The following is a 25,480-nucleotide window of genomic DNA, read 5'->3' as shown; positions in this document are numbered from 1 at the left end:
GATCAACGCAATCGCCTCGGCGGAGGTCAATCCGGGCGCAAGATGAAGCGAGTGACATCCGGGGAGGCGGCCACCCGGGTGGCCAGGCGGGCCAGTCGGGGCGGCCCCTCCCAAAGGGTGATCCGCGCCCCTGGGCGAAATTCGGCGGTGGGAACCAGCAGGGATTCCTCCGCCCGATCGACACCACCGGGGATCAACAGGGCCGGGGACGGCAGGGTGTCGCCGTAACCATGACTGAGCCGTACCGGACGGGTACCGGCGGGCAACAGGGCCACGCCCAGCTGTGCGCCGTCGCCTTGGCGGGCCACCCAGCGTACCTCCCCAACCCGCCAAACACCGGCCTCCGGGTCACGCACCGCCACCGGCGCGCCGGTGCGCAGGCCCCGAGGCGTAGCGCCTTCCCAGGCCAGCCGGCAGCCGCCTTCGGCACGGTCCAGCCAATGCACCGGATGCGGGTCCAGCTCACCACCGCCCGGTTCCAGGCTGTCGTGGGCGGCTTTCAGGCCAAGCAGCAGGCCGGCCTCGCCGGTGACCGCATGCCGTGGCCGGGCACGATCCGGCACACTCAGCCAGACCGCTCGCAACTGACTCAACAGAATGTCGCCCTGTGGGCTGACACCGGGGCCTCCGTCCCCATCCACCAGGGCCTGGGCCAGGGGCCGGGGGTCAAAATAGAGGTGCCCGGGCGGGGCCGTCCGGCCCACCGGCCACGGCCCCTGGTCGCTTTCCGGGTCCACCCGGAAACGGGCCTGACGGCGATCCCCGTGCAGTGACAGCCAATGCGCCCAGTGGCCCGCCCCCCGGTACAGGGCGAGCAAGGCGGCGGGGCGCAACCGGTTGGGCTGGGCACTGGCCACCAGCAGCAAGCGGGCGTAGGCGCTGTGCACCGAGCCCTCGCGTCCGGGCAGCAGCGAATCGGCCACGGTGACGGTTTGCAGAGCATGGTGTTCAGCGGTGGCATAAAGACGGTGCAGGCGCCTCCACAAACCTTCCGGCACCGGGGTATACAGCAACCAGGCCAGGCACAATCGCTGGGCCAGTGCCTCGGCGGCCCGCTGCAAGGCAGTGGCGGCGGCCTGGCGGGCGGACGGGCCCAAACGCCCCTTGAGCAGCGCCACGGCCACCGCCTGGTAGCCCCGCGCCAGTTGCTCGAACAGAGCCTGGGCATGGTCGGCGGCGGCCCGGCTGCGCGCCGGTGGCACCAGGGGCTGGTTCAGGAAATCCGCCTCCAGGACCTGGGCAAGCTGGTGCACACAGGAACGCACCTCCTCAAGAAGCGCCAGACGGCGGCGCGCATCCACCCGCAGGCGAGCGAGCTCCTCGACAAGCCGCAGCAGAGGCAGCACGCCACGCCGTGGGTCCCTCATCGGTTCATCGATGGGCAGTGTCGCCAGCCAGGCTCGCAGGCGTCGCGGCCAGTCGCTGCCCAGGGACAGTGTTTCGATGGGTTGATCGGCATCGGGCGGCAGCGCCCATGCCAAATCCGTTGGCCAAGCCTCGTGCATCGGTGTCTCCCTCACCGACGGGCCCCGTCGCCCGCTATTTTGTGAACTGAATCACAAAACCGTACGGGAAAAACACCTGCTTGTAAATTAACCAGCCAGCACTGTCTTGGCCGCCTCGCCGGGCTCTTCCCGGGCCAGCCGGGGCACCAGAAAACCGGGCAGGCGGGCGCGTAAAGCGGCGTGCAGGGCCCGGGCGCGGTGATCGGGCACGGCGAAATGAGCGGCGCCGGCCACCGCGTCCAACTGATGCAGGTAGTAAGGCAGCACGCCGGCGTCGTGGAGCGCATCGGACAGCGCCGCCAGGGTGTCGGCGTCGTCGTTGACCCCGGCCAGCAGCACCGCCTGGTTGAGCAGGGTCACGCCGGCCCGCGTCAGGGTCCGGCAGCGGTCCACCAGCCCGGCGTCGATCTCCCGGGGATGGTTGGCGTGCAACACCAGGGTGGTGCGCCAGCGCGGCGTGTCCAGCAGGCTCAACAGGCCATCGTCGAGACGTTCGGGGATCACTACCGGGGTGCGGCTGTGCAGGCGCAGCCGGTCGAGATGGGGAATCGCCGCCAGTTCCTCGAGCAGGGAGGCCAGCCGTTCATTGCCCAGGGTCAGGGGGTCGCCGCCGCTGAGGATCACCTCGCGAATGTCATCACGGCCGCGCAGCCACTCCAGGGCCCGCTTCCAGCGCCCCCCGGACAGATGGGTCTGGTACGGGAAGTGGCGGCGGAAACAGTAGCGGCAATGCACCGCGCAGGCCCCGGTAACCACCAGCAGGGCGCGGCCATGGTACTTGTGCAGCAGGCCGGGCACCGGGGTGTGGGTGGCCTCGTCAAGGGGGTCGGCGCCATAACCGGGCACGCTTTCCCGCTCCCGGCCGCTGGCCAGCACCTGGCGCAGCAGGGGGTCGTCCGGGTTGCCGGGCTCAATGCGCTCCAGGTAACGGCGCGGCACGCGCAGCGGGAAATCGCTGGTGGTGTCGACGCCGCCGGGCAGCCGCGCCGGGTCCAGTCCCAGGCTCTCACACAGGACCGCCACGTCGGTGACCAGGTCCGCCTGCAGGCGGCGCCAATCGGGCACCTGCCAACCGTCGGCCTCCTGAGTTATCATGGCCAACCTTTTCAAAGCCATCCGGAAATTCCCGCAACAGTGGATCAGAGTCTATGGCCAGCTATTCTACCAGCGAATTCAAATCCGGCTTGAAGCTCATGCTCGACGGCGACCCGTGTTCGATCATCGAAAACGAGTTCGTCAAACCGGGCAAGGGCCAGGCCTTCAATCGCGTGAAACTGCGTAACCTGAAGACCGGCAAGGTGATCGAGCGCACCTTCAAGTCCGGCGACAGCCTGGAAGGCGCCGACGTTCTCGACGTCACCATGCAGTACATCTACAGCGATGGCGAATTCTGGCACTTCATGGACCCCAACACCTTCGACCAGAAGCCGGCCGGCGCCGACGCCGTGGGCGACGCCAAGCAGTGGCTGAAGGAAGAGGACATGTGCGAGGTCACCCTGTACAACGGTGAGCCGCTGAGCGTGTCGCCGCCCAACTTCGTGGAGCTGGAGATCGTGCAGACCGACCCGGGCCTGAAGGGCGACACCGCCGGCACCGGCGGCAAGCCGGCCACCCTGAGCACCGGCGCGGTGGTTCGCGTGCCGCTGTTCGTGCAGGAAGGCGAGGTGATCAAGGTGGACACCCGCACCGGCGAATACGTGGGCCGCATCAAGAACTGAGCACGCTGATGAGCGATGCATCCTGGCGCCCCACCACCGCCCACGATGCCCTGAAGGCGCGCGCCGACCTGCTACGGTCGGTGCGCGCCTTTTTTGATGCGCGCGGCGTGCTCGAGGTGAGCACACCGCTGCTGGCCGCCCACGCCGTCAGTGACGAGCACATCGACGCCATCGAAGTCCCCGGCCACGGCTGGCTGCAAACCTCGCCTGAATACCATATGAAACGGCTGCTGGCCGCCGGTAGCGGGCCGATCTACCAGATCGCCCGGGCGTTCCGTGATGGCGAGGCCGGCGCCCGCCATAACCCGGAATTCACCCTGCTGGAATGGTACCGGCCCGGTTTCGACCTGGATGCCCTGGTGGACGAATGTCTGGCGCTGCTGGGCCCGCTGTGCGGCGCCGGCGCCGAGCGCCGCCGCTTCCGCGAGCTGTTCGCTTCGGTGACCGGGCTGGACCCGCTCACCAGCGCGGCGGCGGAGCTGGCCGCCCGGGCGGAACAGGCCGGCGCCCCGGCGGGTCTGAGCGGCCCCCAGGCGGTGGACTATCTGATGGCCCTGGAGGTGGAGCCGGCCCTGGACCCGGCGCTGCTCACCGTGGTCACGGATTTCCCCGGCTGGGCGGCGGCCCTGGCGCAAACCTCCGAGGACAGGGACGGCGCCCGGGTGGCGCGCCGCTTCGAGATCTACCACCGGGGCCTGGAGCTGGCCAACGGTTACCAGGAGCTGCTGGACGCCGACGAACAGGCGCGCCGCTTCGAACGGGACAATGAAAAGCGCCGCGCCGCCGGTAAACGGCCGATGACCGCCGACCCCTATCTGCTGGCCGCGATGCGGGCGGGCCTGCCGCCGTGCAGCGGCGTGGCCCTGGGCCTGGAGCGGCTACAGATGGTGCTCAGCGGCGCCGGGCGTATTGAGCAGGTGTGGCCGTTTCCCTTTGGGCGAGCATGAGCTTTAGGTGCCTGACGCTGGACGCCGGACGCTGGACGCTAAAACCCTGCGCTGGAAGGAATGGTGTGTTTCCTGCCCGGCCTCACCTTCCTGGCCGTAGCGCACCATGGGTTTCAGGCCCGGGTTGAGCGTCCGGCGTCCGGCGTCTGGCGTCCAGCCCCCCTCAAACCCCCACCGCCACCGCTTTCTCTTCCGCCACCCGCTGACAGTTGGCGTCGATCAGTTCGACGATGCGCGGCTGCGCCGAGGGCGGCAGGTCGTGGCCCATGCCGTCGATGATGGTCAGCCGGGCGCCGGGGATGGCCCGCGCCGAGGCCTTGCCACCGGCAGGGCGGATCAGCGGGTCGGCGCCGCCGTGGATCACCTGCACCGGACAGCGCACCCGCTTGAGCCTTTTAGTGAGGTTGCCGGTGGCCAGAATGGCCAGGAACTGGTTGCGGATGCCACGCGGGTTTAGGCCGCGCTCCCAACTGCGCCGGAACATGTTCTCCAGCTCGTCGCGGCCAGGGTCCAGGGTGCCGCCCAGCTTCGCCATCATGTCCAGGCCGAACGCCACGTATTGATCCACGTTTTCGATTTCCACCCGGGGCGCCACCAGGGTTTTCAGCGCCGCCGGCTTGGGCGGTGGCAACAGCGGGCTGTTGGTGCTGGACATGATGGAGGTGGCGCTGAGCACCCGGTCCGACCGGGTGGCCGCCGCCAGCTGCACCACCATGCCCCCCATGGAAGCGCCCACCAGGTGGGCCTTCTGGATATCCAGGGCATCCAACAAGCCCATGGTGTCGTCGACCAGATCGCTCAGGGTGTAGGGGGCGTGCACCTTGAGGCCCACCATGTGGCGCAGCATCGCCTGCACAGGGCCGTATTTGAAAGGCTTGCGGATGCGCGTGGACTTGCCGGCATCCCGGTTGTCGAAGGCGATCACCCGGTAACCGCGATTGGCCAGGGCGTCGAGCAACCCCTCGGGCCAGAACACCAGCTGCGCCGACAAGCCCATTATGAACACCAGCGGAACGCCATCCTGCGGACCGCGGGTTTCGTAGAACAGTTCGATACCGTTGCTGTGCACCGTGCCGGTGGCCATGGGCGCCTCTCTCTCGATGGGGACAGGCGCACAACATAAAAAAGCCCGGCCGCGCCCACAAGCGCCGCCGGGCATTCTGGCCCGTCGGGCCGGCGAACGGCCCCGGATGATCGGGGCCGCCCGGGTCGGTTACTCGCTGATCTCGGTAATGGAGATGCGCGCGTTCTCGATCTGCTCGCGGGTGAAGGGCACCCGGTGCCATTGCTTGCGCGAGTAGGCCTCGGTGTAATCCGCGTAGTGCGGACTGGTGGGATCGGTGGACACGCCGTGGGACAGCAGCGTGTAGGCACGCACCGGCTCACCCTCCGGGAAATCCACCACGTGCAGGTAGGTGTTACGCAGCACGGTGAAGTAGCCCTCGCTGCCCTCGCCGCCATATTGCGGGATGTCGGTGTCGGCCTTGGCGTAGGTCTGCACCTCGCTCAGTGGAGCATCCAGCGCGTCGCCATTGTCCACCACCTCCGCCACGCCGTCGCTGAAGGCCTGCCGCACGGCGGTGAGCACGTCGCTGTTGCCGGTGTTCAGGCCGCGCGGCGTGTGCACCGGGTCCTGGGCGTCGAAAGGCACCGCCCACAGATCCTCGATAGCGGCAAGACGTTCATGGATGGCGGTCCAGACGTGGGCGCCCACGGCATTCAGGTTGCCGGTGTTATCCCAGTTCTGAAGAACCTGGCAGGCTTGTTGCTCATCCGCGCTCAGGGTGCCGCCGCAGACCGCCGTGAGCACCGGCTCCTTGAGCAGCTCGGCGCTGAGCACCCGGCTGTTGAGAACGATGTCGCGCAGTCGCGTGCTGTTGATCTGCGAGCCGGCGAAGCCGTCACGGCTGTTGAAGCGGTCTTCCACCAGGGTGTGGCCCATGCGGCTGCGCAGGCTCTGCTGATAGTCTTGCTGGCCGATAATGCCGGCATAGCCGGTGAGCGGCGCATTGGCGTTGGTGAGCCAGTAGCTGTCGTTCATGTTGGCCACGTAATCACGGCGGAACAGGTGAGGCAGGTTGGCCGGGCCAAAGGCGCCGGGCAATACCGCGTCCGGGTCCTGACGCCAGTCACAGTCGGACGTGGTGCCGTTAAGCAGTGGCAGGCCGCTGGCCAGCATGCCCATGGCGCAGTTAGCCACCAGGCTGTCCGGCACGTTGGGCACGGCGGTGATGTCGGAGTACAGGGCGCGCTCATCACCCCGACCGATGGCGGTGGTGTTCACCCAGGGGATGCCCACGTGCTCCTCGATGGCGGCATAGAAATCGTCCAGGGAGTCCGCCTGATCGAAGGCCAGGAAGTTCTGGAAGGACTGGGTGTTCTCCAGGTTGATATCACGCAGGGTAAGCGCGGTGGTGTTGGTCCAGCCCGGCAGTTGCGGGTTGTGGTAATCCACCATGGGACCGTATTCGGAACGGTACAGGGTGCGGGTTTCCGGCACCAGGGAGCCGTCCGGTTGTTTCTTTTGGATGGTGATTTCCACTGCTTCCAGCGCCCTTTCCTGGCCGTCCTTCATGTAGTGCGTGGCATCGGACATCTGCAGAAAGTACGGGGTGAAGCGGCGCGCCGTGGACACCGTGTGAGCCCAGGCGATGTTGTTGTTGAAACCCAGCAGCACCATGGGCGCGCCCATGATGGCGACCCCGGAAACATTCAATTCGCCGGGAATGGTCATCTGCAACTGATAGAAGCGATCCACGCCTTCCAGGTACCAGTGCGGGTTGGCGAACAACAGCCCGCCGCCGGATTCGGTGGCGTCGGCGCCGAACGCCAGGGTGTTGCTGCCGATGCCTTCCTCGCCGCCCACCCAGAAGCGGTGTTCGTCCAGGGGCACCTCGGCGGCGGCGCGCACCAGGCCCGTGGGGCTGGGCGATGAGGGCGGCTGGGCGTTGACGATGGCCGCCAGTTGGTTGGAACTGCTGGCGGCCAGGTTCAAGGCCACCAGACGCCGGAACACGTCCTGCTCGGTGATGGTCGCCAGCCAGGGCTCGTCCCGGCAGGTGAGATGACGGCCGCCGTGCTCGCCACCTTTTACCTCACGCACGTAGCGGCTGAACCCGGCGGCGAAGCCCTGGGCCAGCTCGCGCACATCCGCCGGCTGCGCGTCGCGGAACATGGCCACCTGGTCATCGTTGACCACGAAACGGAAGAAGAAATCGGCGTCCTTGTTGGTCGGGCTGCCGAAGGTGCCCATGGGCGCCGCCGGGGCGTCCGGACCAAAGTAGCGGGAGCCCTCGCCTCGGAAAGTGACATAGGCGGAGGCAAGCACGCACAGATTGTCCTCGGCGATGGCGTAACCGTGGCCGTAACCGGCGCCGCCGTAGGTTTCGGCGGTGATGTGCGGAATACCGTAGGTGGTGCGTTCGATGGTGGCCTGGTAGCCGTCACTGTCGGTCGACGGCGAAGAGGAGGAGCTGTCACCGCCACAGGCGGCCAGGATCACGGCGGCGCCGAGCACGGCGCCCCGCGACCACATGGAGGGTCGGAACAGGGTTTTCATTGAAGTCTCCCGATTCTTGTTATTTCGGACACCGGGCGGTATCCAGTCGGGAAAGCCTAGGGCAAAGCGGGCGCCGGCACTTGAACGCAGCGGCTATTACAGCATGCGCACGTCCATGCCCCGGGCCACGAAGGAAGGGGTCAGCCCGAAAAACTGCTTGAGGGTACGGGTCAGGTGGGCGGCGTCGGAGAATCCTACATCGTGGGCCACCACGGACAGCGCTTCTCCGTGGGCGATCAGCTCCACCGCCCGGCGCATGCGCGCCCACAGAGTATAGCTCTTGATCGAGATACCCAGCTTGTCGGAGAACAAATGACGCAGACGGTGGGCGGACACCCCCACTTCGGCGGCCAGTTCCTCCAGGGTACTGGTGAGCGGCAGCTCTTTTTTGATCTTCTGGGCGATATGGATCACCCGCATGTCCATCGGCATGCGGATCGGGCGATAACCGCTCAAGGCCCGCGGCAAGGCGGTGCTCAGCCGGAACAGGCCGGCGGCATCCAGGGTTCCCTCCCGAGCGGTGCGCAGAACGGCCGGGTCGATCCACCCGGGGGTGACGATCACCGGGCGTACCGGGTGACGGCCGAGCATGGCGGCCAGGCAATGGTATTCGTAGCTTTGCGGGTCGAAGTTCATGGACAGCAACGGCGCGCGGCTGGCGTCCAGGGAGCGGGCGGTCTGATTGCCCACCAGCGCCGCCGGATACTCACCGACCCGCCCCTGCTCATCGCCGAGGCGGAAGCCTTCGTCGCCCAGCGACACCAGCAGCGTCAGCGTATGCCGCTGGGTCAGGCCGGACACGATGGCGTCGGTCAGATACAGAAACCGGTCGTCCCATACGTACAAACGGTTTGGATGCGCCATGGTTCGCTTCCCGAGAAGTTGTTATTGGTTTTTTCGGTGACGAACAGGCCCTAGCGCAGACGAATGCCGGCCGGCTCGATGATGATCGAACCCTCCTTGTAGAGCTTGCCGATGGCCTGTTTGAACGCGTTCTTGCTACAGCCAAAGGTGGCACGGATGTCGTCCGGCGGGCTCTTGTCGCCCAGCGGCAGAAAACCGTTCGCCTGTTGCAACCGCCGCAGGACCTGCTCCGCCACCCCTTCGCGCTTGGCGGCGCCGGGCGGGTTCAGAGACAGGCTCAGGCGCCGGTCCGCGCGCAGCCGCTGCACATAGCCGGTGAGCCGCTGGCCCGGTTTCAGGTCGCGTTGGCCTTCCTCCGCCAGCAGGCCCCAGTAGCGACCCTCCACCGCCACCTTGTAGCCCAGCTCGGTACGCTGTACCACCACCAGGGACACCGCATCCCCCTGGGCGAAGTCGTCACAGGTATCCGCCAGCCACCGGTCGAGGCGCGCGCTGGCGAACAGGCGCCCCTCGTGATCGCGCACCACACGCACGGTCTGCCAGCGGCCCGGCTCCGGCCGGTTACCCTGCTCGGCGAACGGCAGCAACAGATCCTTGGGCAGCCCCCAGTCCAGGAAGGCACCCACCCGGCTCACCGACACCACCTTCAAGCGGCCCACCTGGCCGGGCAGCAGCCGGGGCAAGCGGGCGCTGGCCCGGGCCTGGCCGTCGCCATCCTGGTAGATAAACACACGCAGCGCCGCCGGCGGCTCGCCGTCGCCCAGCTCCCGGGCCGGCAGCAACAGCTCGCCGAGGGCTCCGCCATCCAGCAGTAGCCCGGCGCGTACTCGGCGTGCCACCGGCAAGACCGCGACGGCACCGATGGAGGGGCAATCGCCCGTATGGTCGGTGCTCACCACATCAAGTCGTCGGGAATCGGGTAATCGGCATAGGGGTCGTCCCCTTCATCGGCGGCGCCTTTTTCATTGAGCAGCACCACCACCCGCTGATCGCGCTGGCGGATTTTCTCGGCGATCGGCGCCGGCACCAGTTCATGGCCTTCGCCGAGCATGACGATGGCGATCAGCCCCCGGGCAAGCTGATCCTGTTGCTTGCCGGTGACATTGAGCTTCTTGATCTTCTTGTCCTGCACGAACTGGTAGCTGTGCTCGCCGTTACCGCGATCAATCCGGTGGGTCTCGATCAATTGACGGATCTGGGCGGCGATTTCCCGCTCGCGCTGACGTTCGTGGCGCTCCTTTTCGAGCGCGCGGTCGCGCTCCGCCTGTTCGGCGCGCTGGCGCCGGGCACGCTCCGCCGGGTCCTCGAACTCGATCTCGCCTCGCTTGGCGCGATTGGCATCCTCGCGCTTCGCCTGTTTGGCGCGGCGCGCCTTCTTTTTGTCCGCCAGCCCCGCTTTCATGAGCTGGTCTTGCAATGAATTGGCCATGGTGAATCCGTGCACAGGTTTGCTGACGGCATGAGCATAAAGGAAAGCGCCGCCTTGACGCCATCCTGCGACCGACAAAGGTAAAACACTGATTAACCGCCTTTGTGGCTGTTTATGGCAATGCAATACTGCCCCCGATACCTATCAAAAGAAGGACCAGGAACCATGAAGCGTCTGACTCTGCTCGCCGCGCTGGCGGCCACCGCCCCCGTCACCCAGGCTGCGCCCCTGGTGGATGTCTACGCCGGCGGCTACAGCTGGGACACGGAAACCTCCGGCACCATCGCCTCCGGCGGTAACGACATCGACATGGAAGATGACCTGGGCTTCGACGACAGCGACCAGACCGTGCTGTTCGTGGGCGTTGAACACGCCGTGCCCATCCTGCCCAATGTGCGCCTGCGGCACATGGACCTGTCCGACGACGGACGCAACACCCTGATCGACCCGGTGACCTTCGACGACCAGACCTTCACCGGCGAGGTGTCCTCCGAATACGATCTGGAGATGCTCGACGGCACCTTCTACTGGACCCCGCTGGACAACGTGGTGAAGCTGGATCTGGGGATTACCGTGCGGCGCCTGGAGGCGGACATCACCATCCGCTCCGACACCCTCGGCAACGCCGCCAACGAGAAGGCCGATGAGACGTTCCCGATGGGCCATCTGGCGGTGCATGCCAACCTGCCGCTGACCGGCGTGTACGTGGGCGGCGAGGTCAACGCGGTGGAGTACGACGGCAGCGGCATGCGGGATTACACCGCCCGTGTCGGCTGGCGCTCGGACTTCCTGCTGGGCGTGGAAGCAGGCTATTCGCGCATGGAAATCGACCTGGATGACGTGGGCGACCTGGATTCCGATCTGGAAATCGGCGGGCCCTATCTCGCCGCCACCCTGGCGTTCTGACGCCATCGCGACTGAAGCGGTACGCCGCCCGGTCGCTCCTACAACGGAGGCACGTAGGTAGGAGCGACCGGGCGGCACACGACCCGGCTATTCCTTCATCAGTGCTTCGATGCGGGCGTCCTTCTCGGCCCACAGGCCACTCACCCACTTCTGTACCCGCGCGCGAAACGCCCGATCCTCCTGGTAGTCACCCTGCCACAACCAGGGCTCCAGCTTGAGCGTGCGCACGTCCACGATCACCCGTGGCACCCGACCACTGAGCAGCGCCCAGAAGCCCGGCGGCTTGCCGCCCGGGTACACCACGGTCACATCCAGCAAGGCATCCAGGTTCTCGCCCAGGGCCGCCAGCACGAAGGCCACGCCACCGGCCTTGGGCCGCAGCAGATGGGTGTACGGCGAATTCTGCCGGGCCTGTTTTTCCGGCGTGCAGCGGGTGCCTTCCAGAAAATTCACCACCGTCACCGGCATGTCCACGAACTTTTCGCAGGCTGCCCGGGTGATTTCCAGATCCTTGCCCTTCAGGTGCGGCCGCTTTTCCAACTGGCTCTTGGTGTGGCGCTTCATGAAGGGATAATCCAGGGCCCAGAACGCCAGCCCCAGGAACGGCACCCAGATCAGTTCCTTCTTGAGAAAAAATTTGAAGTACGGCGTCTTGCGGTTGAAGGTCTGCACCAGGGCGGCGATGTCCACCCAGGACTGGTGGTTGCTCACCACCAGGTAGGAGGTATCGCCGCGCAGGTCTTCATCGCCACGAATATCCCAGCGGGTGGGTGTCATTAACGCGAAGATCGCCTTGCAGATTTCCGCCCAGGTCTCGGCGATCCACATTACCCAGGCGGACAGGCGGGCCTTGTTGGCCCGCCCCGGCACCACCAGTTTGAGCAACGCCACCAGCATCATCGGCCCGATCAAAACCAGGGTGTTCAACAACAACAGCAAAAACGTAACGATACCGGTCAACTGGGCCCGCATCCGCCCGCTCCTCTTCCTCGGATCAAAGCGGATGATACCGAAAAAGCTTAATCACCGCGCCGCTCCACCTCGAGCACATCCACGTTCTGGAAGCCGCGGGGCAGCTTGGCGCCGCGCCGGCCACGTTCGCCCATGTAGTGCTCCAGATCGCCGGGTTTGAGACTCAGGTGGCGCTTGCCGGCGCGGATCACCAGCAGGTCCTCCGGCCCCAGCACCTGGACGTCCTGGACGAACTCGGAGCGGTCCGCCACCCGCGCCGACGGGATCGACATCATCTTGTTGCCCTTGCCCCGGGCCATCTCCGGCAGATCCCGCACCGGGAACACCAGCAACCGGCCTTCGTTGGAAACCAACGCGATCACATCCTGGCGCGGGTCACCCACCGGGTGCGGCGCCAGTACCCTGGCGCCCTTGGGCACATTGAGCACGTTCTTGCCGGCCTTCTTGTTGGCCAGCAGGTCGCCGTAGCGGACGATAAAACCGTAACCGGCGTCCGTGCTCATCAGGTAGGCGTCCTGTTCCTTGCCGATCACCGCCGCCACGAAGCTGGCGCCGGACGGCGGACTGACGCGGCCGGACAGGGGCTCGCCCTGCCCCCGCGCGCTGGGCAGGGTATGGGTGGGCAGCGAATAACTGCGCCCGGTGGAATCCAGGAAGCACACCGGCTGGTTGGATTTGCCCTGGGCGGCGGCCAGGAATTTATCCCCGGCTTTGTAGCTGAGGCCGGCGGCGTCCACGTCGTGGCCCTTGGCGGCACGAATCCAGCCCTTCTCGGACAACACCACGGTGACCGGATCGGCGCTGACCAGATCGGTCTCGTCCAGGGCCCGGGCCTCGGCGCGCTCGACCAGCGGAGAACGGCGCTCGTCGCCGTATTTCTCCATGTCCTCTTCCAGCTCGGAGGCGATCAGCTTCTTCATCTTCGCCGGCGAATCCAGGGTCGCCTGCAGGTGGGCGCGCTCCTCGGCGAGCTCGTCCTGCTCACCGCGAATCTTCATTTCCTCCAGCTTCGCCAAGTGGCGCAGTTTCAGTTCCAGGATCGCTTCCGCCTGACGGTCACTGAGCCCGAAGCGCTCCATCAGCACCGGCTTGGGCGCGTCCTCCCGACGGATGATCTCGATCACCTCGTCGATGTTCAGGTACGCCGCCAGCAAGCCTTCCAGGATGTGCAGACGGTCCAGCACCTTGTCCAGACGATGCTGCAGGCGCCGGCGCACGGTGACCAGCCGGAACTGCAGCCACTCGTTGAGAATGGTGTCCAGGCTTTTCACCTGGGGCCGCTCGTCGATGCCGATCATGTTCAGATTGACCCGGTAGTTTTTCTCCAGGTCGGTGCTGGCGAACAAATGGCTCATCAGCTGTTCCACGTCCACGCGATTGGAACGCGGCGTGATCACCAGGCGAGTGGGATTCTCGTGGTCGGATTCGTCACGCAGGTCGCTGACCATCGGCAGCTTTTTCTTCTGCATCAGGTCGGCGATCTGCTCCAGCACCTTGGCGCCGGACACCTGGTACGGCAGCGCCGTGACCACGATGTCGTTTTCCTCGCGCTCGTACACGGCGCGCTGCTTGAGGCTGCCCTTGCCCTCCGCGTACATGCGAATGAGGTCATTGCGGGGCGTGACGATCTCCGCCTCGGTGGGAAAGTCCGGGCCCTGAATATGCTCAAGCAGATCATCCAGCGAGGCACCCGGGTCCTTGAGCAAATGGATACAGGCCCGCGCCACTTCCTTCAGGTTGTGCGGCGGAATGTCGGTGCTCATGCCCACGGCGATGCCGGTGGTGCCGTTGAGCAGCACATTGGGCAGACGCGCCGGCAGCAGCTTGGGCTCGTCCATGGTGCCGTCGAAGTTGGGCACCCATTCCACCGTGCCCTGGCCCAGCTCGGAGAGCAGCACTTCCGCGTAGGGGGCCAGCTTGGATTCGGTGTAACGCATTGCCGCGAACGACTTGGGATCATCCGGGCTGCCCCAGTTGCCCTGGCCGTCCACCAGCGGGTAGCGGTAGCTGAACGGTTGCGCCATCAGCACCATGGCCTCGTAGCAGGCCGAGTCGCCATGGGGGTGGAACTTACCCAGCACGTCGCCCACGGTACGGGCGGACTTCTTGTATTTGGCGGTGTTCTTCAGGCCCAGCTCGCTCATCGCGTAGATGATGCGCCGCTGCACCGGCTTCAGGCCATCGCCGATCTTCGGCAGGGCCCGGTCCATGATCACGTACATGGAATAGTCCAGGTACGCCTTCTCCGTGTAATCGCGGAGGGAAAGATCTTCGAAATCGTCAGCCATGATTACTCGCTATGCTCGTTGGCTTGCACGCAACACGCTGACACGCTACACGCGAAAAAGCGCGCCAGCGTGTAAGCGTGTCGCGTGCAAGCGCCTTTATACTTCGGCCAGGTTGCCTTTCTGTTCCAGCCAGACCTTGCGGTCGGAGGCGCGCTTTTTGCTCAGCAGCATGTCCATCAGCTGATGGGTATCGTCAGCGCCATCCACGCTCAGGCGTACCAGGCGGCGGGTGTCCCGGGCCATGGTGGTCTCGCGTAGCTGCAGGGGGCTCATCTCACCGAGCCCCTTGAAGCGGGTGACGCTGACCTTGCCGCGTTTTTTCTCCGCCTTGATGCGGTCGAGCACGCCGGCGCGCTCCTCCTGGTCGAGGGCGTAATAGACGTCCTTGCCCACGTCGATGCGGTACAGCGGCGGCATCGCCACGAACACGTGGCCGCCGCGCACCAGCGACGGGAAGTGACGCAGGAACAGGGCGCACAGCAGGGTGGCGATGTGCAGCCCGTCGGAGTCCGCGTCGGCGAGGATGCACACCTTGCCGTAGCGCAGGCCGGTGAGATCGTCGCTGCCCGGCTCGATGCCCAGGGCCACGGCGATGTCGTGGATTTCCTGGCTGCCCAGCACTTCCCCCGGGTCCACTTCCCAGGTGTTCAGGATCTTGCCGCGCAGCGGCATGATCGCCTGGTAGACCCGGTCGCGGGCCTGCTTGGCGGAGCCGCCGGCGGAGTCCCCTTCGACCAGGAAAATTTCGGTCTGGGCCGGATCGTCGCTGGTGCAGTCCGCCAGTTTGCCGGGCAGCGCCGGGCCGCTGACCACTTTCTTGCGGGTCACTTTCTTGGCGGCCCGCAGGCGCTTCTGAGCGTTGTTGATGCACAGCTCGGCGAGGCGCTCGGCCTCGTCGGTGTGCTGGTTGAGCCACAGGGAGAAGGCGTCCTTGACCACCCCGGACACGAACGGCGCGGTCTGCCGGGAGCTGAGCCGCTCCTTGGTCTGGCCGGCGAACATCGGGTCCTGCATTTTCACGCTGAGCACGTAACAGGCCCGGTCCCAGATGTCCTCGGGGGTCAGCTTGACGCCGCGCGGCAGCAGGTTGCGGAATTCGCAGAACTCGCGCATCGCCTCCAGCAGGCCGGAGCGCAGGCCGTTCACGTGGGTGCCGCCCTGGGCGGTGGGAATCAGGTTCACATAGGACTCGGTGACCAGCTCGCCGCCTTCCGGCAGCCACAGCACCGCCCAGTCCACCGCCTCGGTGTCGCCGCTCATGGCGCCATCGAACGGCTCCGACGGTACCCGCTCCCAGCCCCGGGTGCTGTCCACCAGGTATTCCACCAGGCCGTCGGCGAATTCCCAGGTTTCGCTTTCGCCAGTCTGCTTGTTGTCCAGGGTCACGTTCAGCCCCGGGCACAGCACTGCCTTGGCGCGCAGCAGGTGGCGCAGACGCGATACCGAAATCTTCGGTGAATCGAAATATTTCTCGTCCGGCCAGAAGCGCATGATGGTGCCGGTGTTGCGCTTGCCCACCGTGTCGACCACTTCCAGGTCGCTGACCTTCTCACCGCCGCCGAATTCCATGCGGTGCAACTGACCGTCGCGCTTGACCAGCACTTCCAGCTTTTTCGAAAGGGCGTTGACCACCGACACGCCGACCCCGTGCAGGCCGCCGGAGAACTGGTAGTTCTTGTTGGAGAACTTGCCGCCGGCGTGCAGGGTGGCGAGGATCACTTCCACGCCGGGCTTCTTCTGCACCGGGTGCGGGTCCACGGGCATGCCGCGGCCATCGTCTTCCACTTCAATGCCACCGTCCGCCAGCAGCGTGACGCGGATGCTCTTGGCGTGGCCGGCCAGGGCCTCGTCCACGGAGTTGTCGACCACTTCCTGGATCAGGTGGTTGGGGCGGCTGGTGTCGGTGTACATGCCCGGGCGTTTGCGCACCGGTTCCAGGCCCGAGAGGACCTCGATGTTCTCGGAGGTGTAGGCGTTGCTCATAGATTTCCTAAATGCGCTTGACGCTTGATGCCGGACGCCAGGCGCCGGGCAATTCAAGCGTCCGGCGTCTGGCGTCCAGCGTCAGGCGGTTTAAAGCTCTATTCCGCAAAAGCGCAACACTAGCGGAATAAAGGCGTCGAAGTCATCAAAGCCGTGGCTGCCACCCAGTCCCCGGTAGAGGTGACAGTCGGCGTAGTATTCCCAGCCCTCGCGCCAGTCCAGGGACTCGTCGCCGGTCTGGGTGAGCAGCAGCAACTGCTCGGGTTTGCCCGGCTCCGGCACCGCGTAGTGGCGTAGTTGTTCCACCCAGGCCGGGTCCAGCTCATAGGCTTCGCCGGTGTGATAGTTATGATTGATACCTGTGTATTTGTCCAGTAGTCGCCAGGGCCGCACCGCCGGATTGACCAGCACCGCGCGCAGATCATGGTGCTCCGCCAGCCAGGTGGCATAGAAGCCCCCCAGGGACGACCCCAGCAGCGCGCAGGGCCCCGCGGCGGCCAGGGTCGCCTCCAGGGTTGCCATGGCGCGGCGCGGCTCCGGCGGCAGCGCCGGGATATACAGGCGCTCGCCGGCACCGGCGCGCTCGAACACGTCGCGCAATACGCCGGCCTTGAATGACGCCGGCGAGCTGTTGAAGCCATGGATGTAAACGAGGGAAAGAGCGGTCTGACTCATCGGGGGTCCATCCTGGGCGTCGGGATCGGTCACGGGCACCAAGGGTACCCGCCGCGTCGGCGGCGGCCAATGCCGGCGACGTGTTATAACGGTGCGATGACCATCCGAAGGAGCGGGAGGCCGGCACCACCATGATGACCCTGCTGCACCTGGTTTCCGCGGTGGCCCTGCTGGTATGGGGCACCCACATCGTCCGCACAGGCGTGCTGCGGGTGTATGGCGCGCGCCTGCGGCGCCTGCTGGGCGGCCGCCTGAACCGACCGCTGGCGTTCGCCGCCGGCACCGGCGTCACCGCGCTGGTGCAAAGCAGCAACGCCACCGCCCTGCTGGCCAGCGGTTTCGTGGCCGACCGGCTGATGCCCCTGGCCACCGCCCTGGCGATTCTGCTGGGCGCCGACCTGGGCACCGCGGTGATGGCCCGGGTGCTGACCCTGGACCTGTCATGGCTGTGGCCGCTGCTGGTGATCGTCGGCGTGCCCCTGTTTCTGTCTCGCAAGCAGAGCCGTGCCGGCCAGCTGGGGCGGGTGGCCATCGGCCTGGGGCTGATCCTGCTGGCCCTGGAGTTGATCATCGACGCCATGGCCCCGATCACCGAGGCCCGGGGCGTGCAGGTGCTGTTCCAGTCCCTCACCGGCGACCTGATGCTGGACGCCGTGGTCGGCGCCCTGTTCGCCATGCTCACCTGGTCGAGCCTGGCGGCGGTGCTGCTCACCGCCACCCTGGCCGCCGCCGGGGTATTGCCGCTGCCGGTGGCCCTGGCGTTGGTGGTGGGCGCCAACGTGGGCAGCGGCCTGCTGGCACTGATGAATACCAGCCTGCACAATGCCGCCGGCCGGCGCGTGACCCTGGGCAACCTGCTGTTCAAGCTGCTCGGGCTGGCCCTGGTGCTGCCAGCGGTACCCTGGCTGGCGGACTGGCTGACTACCCTGCCGTTCGACGATCAGGACCGGGTGATCGGCTTTCATGTCGTCTACAATGGCGCCCGCTGCCTGCTGTTGCTGCCGTTCACCGGTGTCATGGCGCGCTTCACCACCCGTTTGATGCCGGACTCAGGTAGTCACGGCGACGCTCCCCGGCCCCGCCATCTGGACCCGGCGGCCCTGGACCGGCCACGGCTGGCCCTGGCCAACGCCACCCGGGAGGTGCTGCGCATGGGCGACACCGTGGAAGCGATGCTTGATGCCATCCTCGAGGCGCTGCGCGACGAACGCCCCGGCCCGGCCCGGGACCTGGGCCGTCAGGACGACGAACTGGACGCGCTCTACACCGGCATCAAGCTGTATCTGGCCCGGGTGTCCCGGGAGCAACTGCACGACACCGACCAGCATCGCTGGTCCCAGGTAATGGAGATGAGCATCAACCTGGAGCAGGCCGGCGACCAGATCGAGCACATGATGGAGAAGGTCCGCGACCGCAAGACCGCCCGGCGCCGGGCATTCTCCGACAGCGGCCTGCGGGAACTGATCGATCTGCACGGGCAGCTGCATGACAACCTGCGCCTGGGCCTGTCCGTGTTTCTCGACGGCGACCCGGAAAGCGCCCGCCAGCTGCTGATCGAGAAGGACCGCTTCCGGGACCGCCAGCGCCAGCTCTCCCACGCCCATCTGGAACGTCTGCACCGCCGGGTGGTGCAGAGCATCGAGACCAGTTCCCTGCACCTGGAACTGATTGGCGACATGAAAAGACTGAACTCGTTGTTCTGCGCGGTGGCGTTTTCAACGCTGGAATTCGAGGAACCGGACGGGCCGGCGTTCAGTAGCCCTTCACGGAGAAATCGACCTTGAAGTCGATGCCTTCCACCCGGCTGACGGCGGTTTCGATGCCGCCGTCGGGGTACAGGTCCAGCCAGCGGTAACCGGGGTTGGCGTCGTCCACGGCGAAGTCATCGCTGCCGGGTTTGAACTGCACGCAGGTGCTCGGCACCGACAGCAAGCGCACCCCATTACGGTGGCCGTCATATTCCTGGTGCACATGCCCCCAGAGAATGCCGCGCACCCGGGGGTGGGCATCGATGACCTTGAAGAAGCGCTCGGCGCTGCCGACCAGCTGGGTATCCAGCCAGCGGCTGTTCATCGGCACAGGGTGATGGTGCAGGCACACCAGCAGGTGCTCGCCGCGGGCTTCGGACAGGGCCCGGTCGAGGAAGGCCAGGTCCTCCTCGAACAGGTCACCGGGCACCTCGCCGGGGATGGTGGAATCGAGCAGCACCAGGGTCCAGCTGCCCAGCTCGGCGACACAGGGGCTGATGCGCGCTTCATGGTCCTTGAGGGCACGCATCATGGGGGCCGGCTTGTCATGGTTGCCTTCCAGCCAGTAGATGGGCGCCGGCAATTCCGCCAGGGTCCGCTCCAGGCGCTGATAGGATTCGAAGGAACCGTCCTGGGACAGGTCGCCGGTGGCCACCACCAGGTCCGGCGCGGCCTGCTCCTGTCGCACCCGCTCCAGCACCTTATCCAGACTGAACTGGGTGTTCAGCCCCAGCAGACAGCCCTGCGGATCGGCGAAGAGGTGAAAGTCGGATAGCTGCACCACGCGCAGCGGTCTCACCGGTTGCGTCAAAGCCCCGCTCCCGTCGTTCATGATCCCCCGCGTTCTCGTTATTTCAGGTCGTCGTCGTTGATGCCGGCGTTCCCAGGCGGCGATACCGGTCTCCTCCCCTTGGAGGCCGGCGGACATACGGTTATATCTAAGATAGTGGCGGTTTGCCAGAAGGGGGTTCCCGTTTCAGGAACCATTACGCACTCCGAAAAGCAGCCGCCGTCAATCCCCGGTGCCGGAACGGCGCCAGGGCTCGGCGGTGTCGTGCCCGTGATCGCGCACATGGCTGAGCCATTCTCCCAGGAAGCGGTTCCACTGGGCCTTCTCGTCACGCTGATGCATGTGCGAATTGGGATAGGGATAGCGGGCCTGCACACGCCGGAACGGGCTTGCCTCGGTGACTTCCGCCAGGCGGGCATCGTGGTAGAGGCGCACGGTGAGCCGGGGCGCCGGCATGGCATCGTGCACCGCCTGGTCCTGCAGGCGCAGGGTGGTGGTGTAGGGGGAACGCTCCAGCACCTGGATCGACACCGTGCGAACGCGCTCGCGGCCCAAGGTCAGGTCCAGGCTGTCGCGCTCGCCCAGGGCCCGCAGCAGCGGCTGCAGGCGCGCGTAGTTGGACTCGCATTGAGCCATCAGGTCGCGAAAGTCCAGCCGGTAGCGGCGCGCGCCACTCACGGGCGCCACTCCCGGTCCAGAGCGTCACGGTGCAACAGCAGCCATTGCAGGGCGATCAGCGAGGCGGCATTGTCCACCCGGCCACTCTGGAGCAACGACTCGATGGCGGACACCGGCTGCACCACCACGCGAATGTCCTCCCCTTCGTCGGCGACACCGTGGATGCCGCCGGCCTCGCTCAAATCCGCCTGGCCGACAAACACCCGGAGCCGCTCGTTGGAACCGCCGGGGCTGGGCATGTAATGGGCCACCGGGCGCAGATCGCCGATTTCCACGCCGGCTTCCTCGAACGCTTCGCGGCGCACCAGATCGGCCACCGGCTCGCCTTCCTTATCGGCGAGGCCGGCCACCAGCTCCAGGCACCAGGGGGTGTCGCGCCACTCCAGCGCGCCGACGCGAAATTGCTCGACCAGCAGAATTTCGCCACGCACCGGATCATAGGGCAGCACCGCCGCCGCCGGCGGACGCACGAACAGTTCACGCGTGACCGGCGCGCCCCAGCCGCCCTCGTAATGGCGGTGACGCAGAGTCAGCCGCTCGACCCGGAAAAAGCCCTGGAACGGGGTTTCCCGTTCCAGGATTTCCACGTCCTTGACGGTGAAGACCGGTTTCGGATCATTCATGGGCTTTGTGATAAATCTCCGCTCCCTTGTCACGAAACTCCCGGGACTTCTCTTCCATGCCGGCTTCCGCCTCCGCCACCTGGGCACGACCATCACCATAGGTATCGCGTACCTCCTGGCTGATCTTCATGGAACAGAACTTGGGCCCGCACATGGAGCAGAAATGCGCCACCTTGTGCGCCTGCTTGGGCAGGGTCTCGTCGTGGAAGGCCCGCGCCCGGTCCGGGTCCAGCCCCAGGTTGAACTGATCTTCCCAGCGGAATTCGAAGCGCGCCTTGGACAACGCGTTGTCACGAAGCTGGGCACCCGGGTGGCCCTTGGCCAGATCGGCGGCGTGGGCGGCGATCTTGTAGGTAATGATGCCTTCCTTCACGTCTTCCCGGTTGGGCAGCCCGAGGTGCTCCTTGGGCGTCACGTAGCAGAGCATGGCGGTGCCGTACCAGCCGATCATGGCGGCGCCGATGGCGCTGCTGATGTGGTCGTAGCCCGGGGAAATATCAAGAGTCAACGGCCCAAGCGTATAGAACGGCGCCTCGTCGCAGTGCTTGAGCTGCTCGTCCATGTTCTGCTTGATCATGTGCATCGGCACATGGCCGGGGCCCTCGATCATCACCTGCACGTCATGCTTCCAGGCAATCTTGGTGAGTTCGCCGAGGGTGCGCAGCTCGGAGAACTGGGCCTCGTCGTTGGCGTCCGCCAGGGACCCGGGGCGCAGACCGTCGCCCAGGCTGAAGGTGACGTCATAGGCCTTCATGATCTCGCAAATTTCCTCGAAGTGGGTATAGAGGAAACTCTCCGTATGATGCGCCAGGCACCACTTGGCCATGATCGAGCCACCGCGCGACACGATGCCGGTGGTGCGATTGGCGGTCATCGGCACGTAGCGCAGCAGCACGCCGGCGTGGATGGTGAAGTAATCGACGCCTTGCTCCGCCTGTTCGATCAGCGTGTCGCGATAGATCTCCCAGGTCAGGTCCTCGGCGATGCCGTTGACCTTTTCCAGGGCCTGGTAGATCGGCACGGTACCGATCGGCACCGGCGAGTTGCGCAGAATCCACTCGCGGGTTTCGTGGATGTTCTGGCCGGTGGACAGATCCATCACCGTATCGCCACCCCAGCGGGTGGCCCAGGTCATCTTGGACACCTCTTCCTCGATGGACGAAGTGACCGCGGAGTTGCCGATATTGGCGTTGATCTTGGTGAGGAAATTGCGGCCGATGATCATCGGCTCGATTTCCGGGTGGTTGATGTTGGCCGGGATCACCGCCCGACCGCGCGCCACCTCGTCGCGCACGAATTCCGGCGTGATCTCATCGGGAATCGCGGCGCCAAAGCTCTGCCCCGGATGCTGGCCGGTGGGCAGCCCCGCCTCGCGGTGCTCGCGCAGCCGCTGATTTTCACGGATGGCGATGAACTCCATCTCCGGCGTGATGATGCCCTGCCGGGCATAGTGCATCTGAGATACATTGGCGCCGGCACGGGCGCGGCGCGGCGCGCGCACATGCGGAAACCGCAATCCCTCGGTGGCGATGTCGCGGGCGCGGCGACGGCCGAATTCACTGGTCAGGCCATCCAGTTGCTCACTGTCGCCCCGTTCCTCGATCCAGGCACCACGCAGGGCGGGCAGGCCCTGGCGCACATCGATGCTGGCGTCCGGGTCGGTGTAGGGACCGGAGGTATCATAAACCGCCAGCGGCGGGTTATCCTCGAACTTCCCGTCCGCCAGAGGCGTGGGCTGTTGGCGGATTTCCCGCATCGGCACCCGGATATCGGCCCGGCTGCCGGTCACATAAATTTTTCGCGAACCCGCGATAGGCTGGCAGGCTTCGTCGATGGCATTGGGTACGGCGTGACGTTGCTCGTCGGGCACGTTCGGCCTCCAGGCTGCGTATGAATAGGGAGGAAGACGCCCCGCTCCCGGAACCCGTCCGGCGGACGGCCCACGGGGGGAGGTCGGCGGCAGGCCCCACTATAGCCACGGTGTCAAAGCCGAACAACCGCGACACGGCGGCATTCCGGTCGGGCGGGAGTGTCAATCCGGTGGACTTACTATTACCATACTGCCCAGTTCAGCTTTCCAAGAACCCTAAACACGGTGGATGAACCCATGAAGCGCAGTTCCCTAACGCCCCTCGGCATGCTGATGGCCCTGCTGGCCACCGGCGCCGTCCAGGCCGCCGATCTCACCGACGTGGCCAATGCGGCCTGGGATTACGATGGCACTTGGCGCGCCGATCGCAAGACCTGGGAAGCGGAGCAGGAAACCCTGGTACAGGGCCGCGCCGCCTTGCTGCCGACCCTCGACGCCTCCTACGGCAGCTACCGGAACGATCGCACCATCGAGGACGGCGACGTTGATCTCGAGTATGACAGCGAGGCCACCACCGTGACCCTGGCCCAGCCGCTGTTCCGCCTGGACGCCTTCTACGGCTACAAGGAAGCCAAGGCATTCACCTCCGTGGCCCAGGCCAATTTCTACCAGGCCCGCCAGGACTTCGTGCTGCGCACCGCCCAGGGCTACTTCGGCGTGCTGCGCGCCTGGGACACCCTGGTCTCCGCCCAGGCCGAGGAGAAGGCCATCGGCCGCCAGCTGGAACAGACCCAGGAACGCTTCGACGTGGGCCTGGTGCCCAGCACCGACGTGGAAGAAGCCCAGGCCGCCTATGACCTGACCCGGGTGAACCTGATCGTCGCCCGCCAGGAATTCGAGATCGCCCGGGACCAGCTCGAGACCCTCACCGGCCGTCAGTGGGAAACCCTGGCGGAACTGCGCGAGGAGCTGCCCATGGCCGGGCCGGAGCCGGCGGTCATGACCGATTGGATCGACAAGGCCGCTTACCAGAACCCGCAGATCCTGGCCGCCCAGTACAACGCCAAGGCCGCCGGCTTCACCGCCGACCGCCAGTTCGGCGCCATGATGCCCCAGGTGCAACTGGTGGGCAGCTACACCCACAACCACACCGACCCGGACGACGATTCCGGCGCCGCCGTGGGCAGCGGCAGCACCGGTATCACGCCGGACAACCACGGCACCCAGGTGGGTATCGAAGTGAGCATGCCGCTGTTCCGCGGCGGCGGCCTGAACAGCCAGCGCAAGCAGGCCGCGTTGCAAGCGGACGCCGCCCAGCAGCAATACGAGCAGGCGATCCGCGACATCAGCCAGCAGGCGCGCACCTCCTACCGCACCGTGGAAGCGGACGCCCTGCGCGTGCAGGCCCGCAAGCAGGCGATCCGTTCCGCCCGCTCCGCCCTGGAAGCCACCCAGTCCGGCTATGAGGTGGGCACCCGCAACGTGGTCGACGTGCTCAACGCCCAACAGGCCCTGTACGCCGCCCAGCGCGACTACGCCAATGCCCGCTACGACTACATCCTGGATACCCTGACGCTGAAGTCCGCCGCCGGCGAACTGGACGTGGAGGATCTGGTGGCGGTGAACGAGTGGCTGTCCGGCCAGGAGACCCTGGATCTTTACAACCCGGACCTGGAAGGCCAGAGCGAAGCGCAAATGTTCAGCCCGCGCTGAAGCGCGCCCCGATTGGCGGCCACCACCCCGGCCGCCGCTTCCCCCCGACGCCGGCGCTCGCCGGCGTCGTCGTGAAGGGCGGCCAGCGTCGCCGCCAGTTGCTCCTCTCCCGACACCACCGAGAGCGCTCCGGCTTCGTCCAGCAGGGCGGCGATGGCGGTGAAATTGTGCAGATGGGGCCCGGTCAGCACCGGCTTGCCCCAGGCCGCCGGCTCCAGCAGGTTGTGACCACCCACCGGCACCAGGGAGCCGCCCACGAAGGCCAGATCGGCGGCGCCGAACAGCATCAGCAGCTCACCCATGGTGTCCGCCAGGTAAACCGCGACGCCGTCGTCCACCGCCTCCTGCCGGCTGCGGCGGGCGAGCCCCAGGCCGGCTCGCCGTACCAGGGCGGCGACGTCGTCGAAGCGCTCCGGATGGCGCGGCACCAGAATCAGCAGGGCGTCCGGATGCGTGGCCCGCAAGCGCCGGTGGGAAGCCAGCACGATCTCGTCCTCGCCCGGGTGGGTGCTGGCGGCGATCCACACCGGCCGCTCGCCCCAGGGCACGCGCAACGCGGCGGCCCGTTCACGCACCGCGTCGTCCAGGGTCAGGTCGAATTTGACGCTGCCGTTGACCACCAGCCGCGACCGGCTCGCGCCCAATGCCTCGAAGCGGCGGGCCTCCGCTTCGGTCTGCACCGCCAGGGTGTCGAAACGCGCCAGCATCGGCCGCACCAGGCGCGGCAGCCTGGCGTAGCCCCGGTAGCTTTTCTCCGAAAGCCGGCCGTTCATCAGCAGCAGTTTCGCCCCCCGGGCCTTGGCGGCGGCGCACAGATTCGGCCACAGCTCGGTTTCCAGGATCACCACCAGGCGGGGATCGAAAGCATCCAGGAAACGCCGGTAGGCACCGGGCAATTCCCAGGGGCAGTAAACATGGGTGACGCGCTCGCCGAACAAAGCACGCACCCGCTCCGAGCCGGTGGGGGTGGTGGTGGTCACCACCAGAGGCGTGTCCGGATGGGCCGCCAGTAACCCCTCGATAAGCGGTGCCGCCGCCAGGGTCTCGCCCACGGACACCGCGTGCACCCAGACGCTGCCATTCAGGGTGCCGCGCCGGTAGCCCAGCGCCAGGCGCTCGCGCCAGCGTTGCCGGTAGGCGGGCGCGCGCCGGCCGCGCCACCACAGGCGCAGGAATAACAGGGGCAGGGAGAAGTACCAGAGCAGGGTGTACAGCGAGCGCATGAAAAATCCTTGGGAGAGCACCTGCACGCAAACACGCAACACGCTTGCA

At 66.4% G+C, this 25,480-nt stretch carries 21 protein-coding genes; 5 read left to right on the top strand and 16 right to left on the bottom strand.

Annotation, left to right across the window (positions count from 1 at the left end; genetic code table 11):
- Positions 1–26: 26 nt before the first annotated feature.
- Positions 27–1,505 carry a hypothetical protein gene (locus ACLD02_RS03700; protein WP_203103332.1) on the bottom strand — a complete coding sequence of 493 codons (1,479 nt, stop codon included), beginning with the start codon at positions 1,503–1,505 and terminating at the stop codon, positions 27–29.
- 87 nt (positions 1,506–1,592) lie between these two features.
- Entirely contained in the window at positions 1,593–2,600 is a 1,008-nt protein-coding gene (gene epmB / locus ACLD02_RS03695; protein ID WP_203103334.1) for an EF-P beta-lysylation protein EpmB, read from the bottom strand.
- A 53-nt stretch (positions 2,601–2,653) separates the two neighbouring features.
- On the opposite strand from epmB, the gene efp reads away from it, so the two are divergent.
- Together efp and epmA are read left to right on the top strand one after the other, a co-directional pair.
- Positions 2,654–3,223 (top strand): elongation factor P, encoded by a 570-nt coding sequence (gene efp / locus ACLD02_RS03690; RefSeq protein WP_203103336.1) that lies wholly within the window; start codon positions 2,654–2,656, stop codon positions 3,221–3,223.
- Positions 3,224–3,231: 8 nt separating this feature from the next.
- On the top strand, positions 3,232–4,170 hold the full coding sequence (gene epmA, locus ACLD02_RS03685) for an EF-P lysine aminoacylase EpmA (protein ID WP_410297963.1): 939 nt from the start codon (positions 3,232–3,234) through the stop codon (positions 4,168–4,170).
- A gap of 163 nt (positions 4,171–4,333) precedes the next feature.
- Here epmA and ACLD02_RS03680 read toward each other — a convergent pair whose 3' ends face one another.
- From ACLD02_RS03680 to ACLD02_RS03660, 5 genes are all read right to left on the bottom strand, one after another.
- Complete coding sequence (locus ACLD02_RS03680) at positions 4,334–5,254, bottom strand: alpha/beta fold hydrolase (protein WP_203103340.1); 921 nt, start codon at positions 5,252–5,254, stop codon at positions 4,334–4,336.
- A gap of 129 nt (positions 5,255–5,383) precedes the next feature.
- On the bottom strand, positions 5,384–7,729 hold the full coding sequence (locus ACLD02_RS03675) for a penicillin acylase family protein (protein ID WP_410297962.1): 2,346 nt from the start codon (positions 7,727–7,729) through the stop codon (positions 5,384–5,386).
- A gap of 96 nt (positions 7,730–7,825) precedes the next feature.
- The gene (locus ACLD02_RS03670) at positions 7,826–8,593 is read right to left on the bottom strand and encodes a helix-turn-helix transcriptional regulator (RefSeq protein ID WP_203103344.1); all 768 of its coding nucleotides are present in this window, start codon (positions 8,591–8,593) and stop codon (positions 7,826–7,828) included.
- Positions 8,594–8,643: 50 nt separating this feature from the next.
- Entirely contained in the window at positions 8,644–9,489 is an 846-nt protein-coding gene (locus tag ACLD02_RS03665; protein WP_338015190.1) for a S1 RNA-binding domain-containing protein, read from the bottom strand.
- Entirely contained in the window at positions 9,486–10,022 is a 537-nt protein-coding gene (locus ACLD02_RS03660) for a DUF2058 domain-containing protein (RefSeq protein WP_203103346.1), read from the bottom strand. Before ACLD02_RS03660 ends, ACLD02_RS03665 begins: the two co-directional genes overlap by 4 nt.
- 165 nt (positions 10,023–10,187) lie before the next feature.
- Here ACLD02_RS03660 and ACLD02_RS03655 point away from each other — a divergent pair, with 165 nt between their 5' ends.
- Positions 10,188–10,928, top strand: coding sequence for a TIGR04219 family outer membrane beta-barrel protein (locus ACLD02_RS03655; RefSeq protein ID WP_203103348.1), 741 nt, complete (start codon positions 10,188–10,190; stop codon positions 10,926–10,928).
- 87 nt (positions 10,929–11,015) lie between these two features.
- Here the strand turns inward: ACLD02_RS03655 and ACLD02_RS03650 are convergent, their stop codons facing one another.
- From ACLD02_RS03650 to ACLD02_RS03635, 4 genes are all read right to left on the bottom strand, one after another.
- Positions 11,016–11,900: an acyltransferase gene (locus tag ACLD02_RS03650; protein ID WP_203103350.1), complete on the bottom strand. Its 885-nt coding sequence runs from the start codon at positions 11,898–11,900 to the stop codon at positions 11,016–11,018.
- Positions 11,901–11,947: 47 nt separating this feature from the next.
- Positions 11,948–14,188: a DNA topoisomerase IV subunit A gene (gene parC, locus ACLD02_RS03645; protein WP_410297961.1), complete on the bottom strand. Its 2,241-nt coding sequence runs from the start codon at positions 14,186–14,188 to the stop codon at positions 11,948–11,950.
- 96 nt (positions 14,189–14,284) lie between these two features.
- Entirely contained in the window at positions 14,285–16,171 is a 1,887-nt protein-coding gene (parE, locus tag ACLD02_RS03640) for a DNA topoisomerase IV subunit B (protein ID WP_203103354.1), read from the bottom strand.
- Between the two features lie 90 nt (positions 16,172–16,261).
- A complete protein-coding gene (locus ACLD02_RS03635; protein WP_203103356.1) occupies positions 16,262–16,846 on the bottom strand; it encodes a YqiA/YcfP family alpha/beta fold hydrolase in 585 nt (194 codons plus the stop codon).
- A gap of 131 nt (positions 16,847–16,977) precedes the next feature.
- On the opposite strand from ACLD02_RS03635, the gene ACLD02_RS03630 reads away from it, so the two are divergent.
- The gene (locus tag ACLD02_RS03630; protein WP_410297960.1) at positions 16,978–18,630 is read left to right on the top strand and encodes a Na/Pi cotransporter family protein; all 1,653 of its coding nucleotides are present in this window, start codon (positions 16,978–16,980) and stop codon (positions 18,628–18,630) included.
- Here ACLD02_RS03630 and cpdA read toward each other — a convergent pair.
- The 4 genes from cpdA to thiC all read right to left on the bottom strand — a co-directional run bounded on the left by cpdA (position 18,599) and on the right by thiC (position 22,555).
- Positions 18,599–19,426, bottom strand: coding sequence for a 3',5'-cyclic-AMP phosphodiesterase (gene cpdA / locus ACLD02_RS03625; protein WP_203103360.1), 828 nt, complete (start codon positions 19,424–19,426; stop codon positions 18,599–18,601). The genes ACLD02_RS03630 and cpdA overlap by 32 nt on opposite strands.
- 180 nt (positions 19,427–19,606) lie before the next feature.
- Positions 19,607–20,062, bottom strand: coding sequence for a DUF1249 domain-containing protein (locus tag ACLD02_RS03620; protein WP_203103362.1), 456 nt, complete (start codon positions 20,060–20,062; stop codon positions 19,607–19,609).
- Positions 20,059–20,685: an NUDIX domain-containing protein gene (locus tag ACLD02_RS03615; protein ID WP_203103364.1), complete on the bottom strand. Its 627-nt coding sequence runs from the start codon at positions 20,683–20,685 to the stop codon at positions 20,059–20,061. Before ACLD02_RS03615 ends, ACLD02_RS03620 begins: the two co-directional genes overlap by 4 nt.
- Positions 20,678–22,555, bottom strand: coding sequence for a phosphomethylpyrimidine synthase ThiC (gene thiC / locus ACLD02_RS03610; RefSeq protein WP_338015191.1), 1,878 nt, complete (start codon positions 22,553–22,555; stop codon positions 20,678–20,680). Before thiC ends, ACLD02_RS03615 begins: the two co-directional genes overlap by 8 nt.
- 237 nt (positions 22,556–22,792) lie before the next feature.
- Between thiC and ACLD02_RS03605 the strand changes: the two genes are divergently transcribed.
- Positions 22,793–24,208, top strand: a complete 1,416-nt coding sequence (locus ACLD02_RS03605; protein WP_203103366.1) for a TolC family outer membrane protein — start codon at positions 22,793–22,795, stop codon at positions 24,206–24,208.
- Here the strand turns inward: ACLD02_RS03605 and waaA are convergent.
- Positions 24,154–25,431: a lipid IV(A) 3-deoxy-D-manno-octulosonic acid transferase gene (gene waaA, locus ACLD02_RS03600; protein WP_410297959.1), complete on the bottom strand. Its 1,278-nt coding sequence runs from the start codon at positions 25,429–25,431 to the stop codon at positions 24,154–24,156. The genes ACLD02_RS03605 and waaA overlap by 55 nt on opposite strands.
- Positions 25,432–25,480: the final 49 nt, after the last annotated feature.

The organism is Alloalcanivorax sp. C16-2, from assembly GCF_046507615.1.
GTDB classification, from domain to species: Bacteria; Pseudomonadota; Gammaproteobacteria; order Pseudomonadales; family Alcanivoracaceae; genus Alloalcanivorax; species Alloalcanivorax marinus_A.
This window is presented reverse-complemented; position numbering and strand designations above follow the sequence as displayed.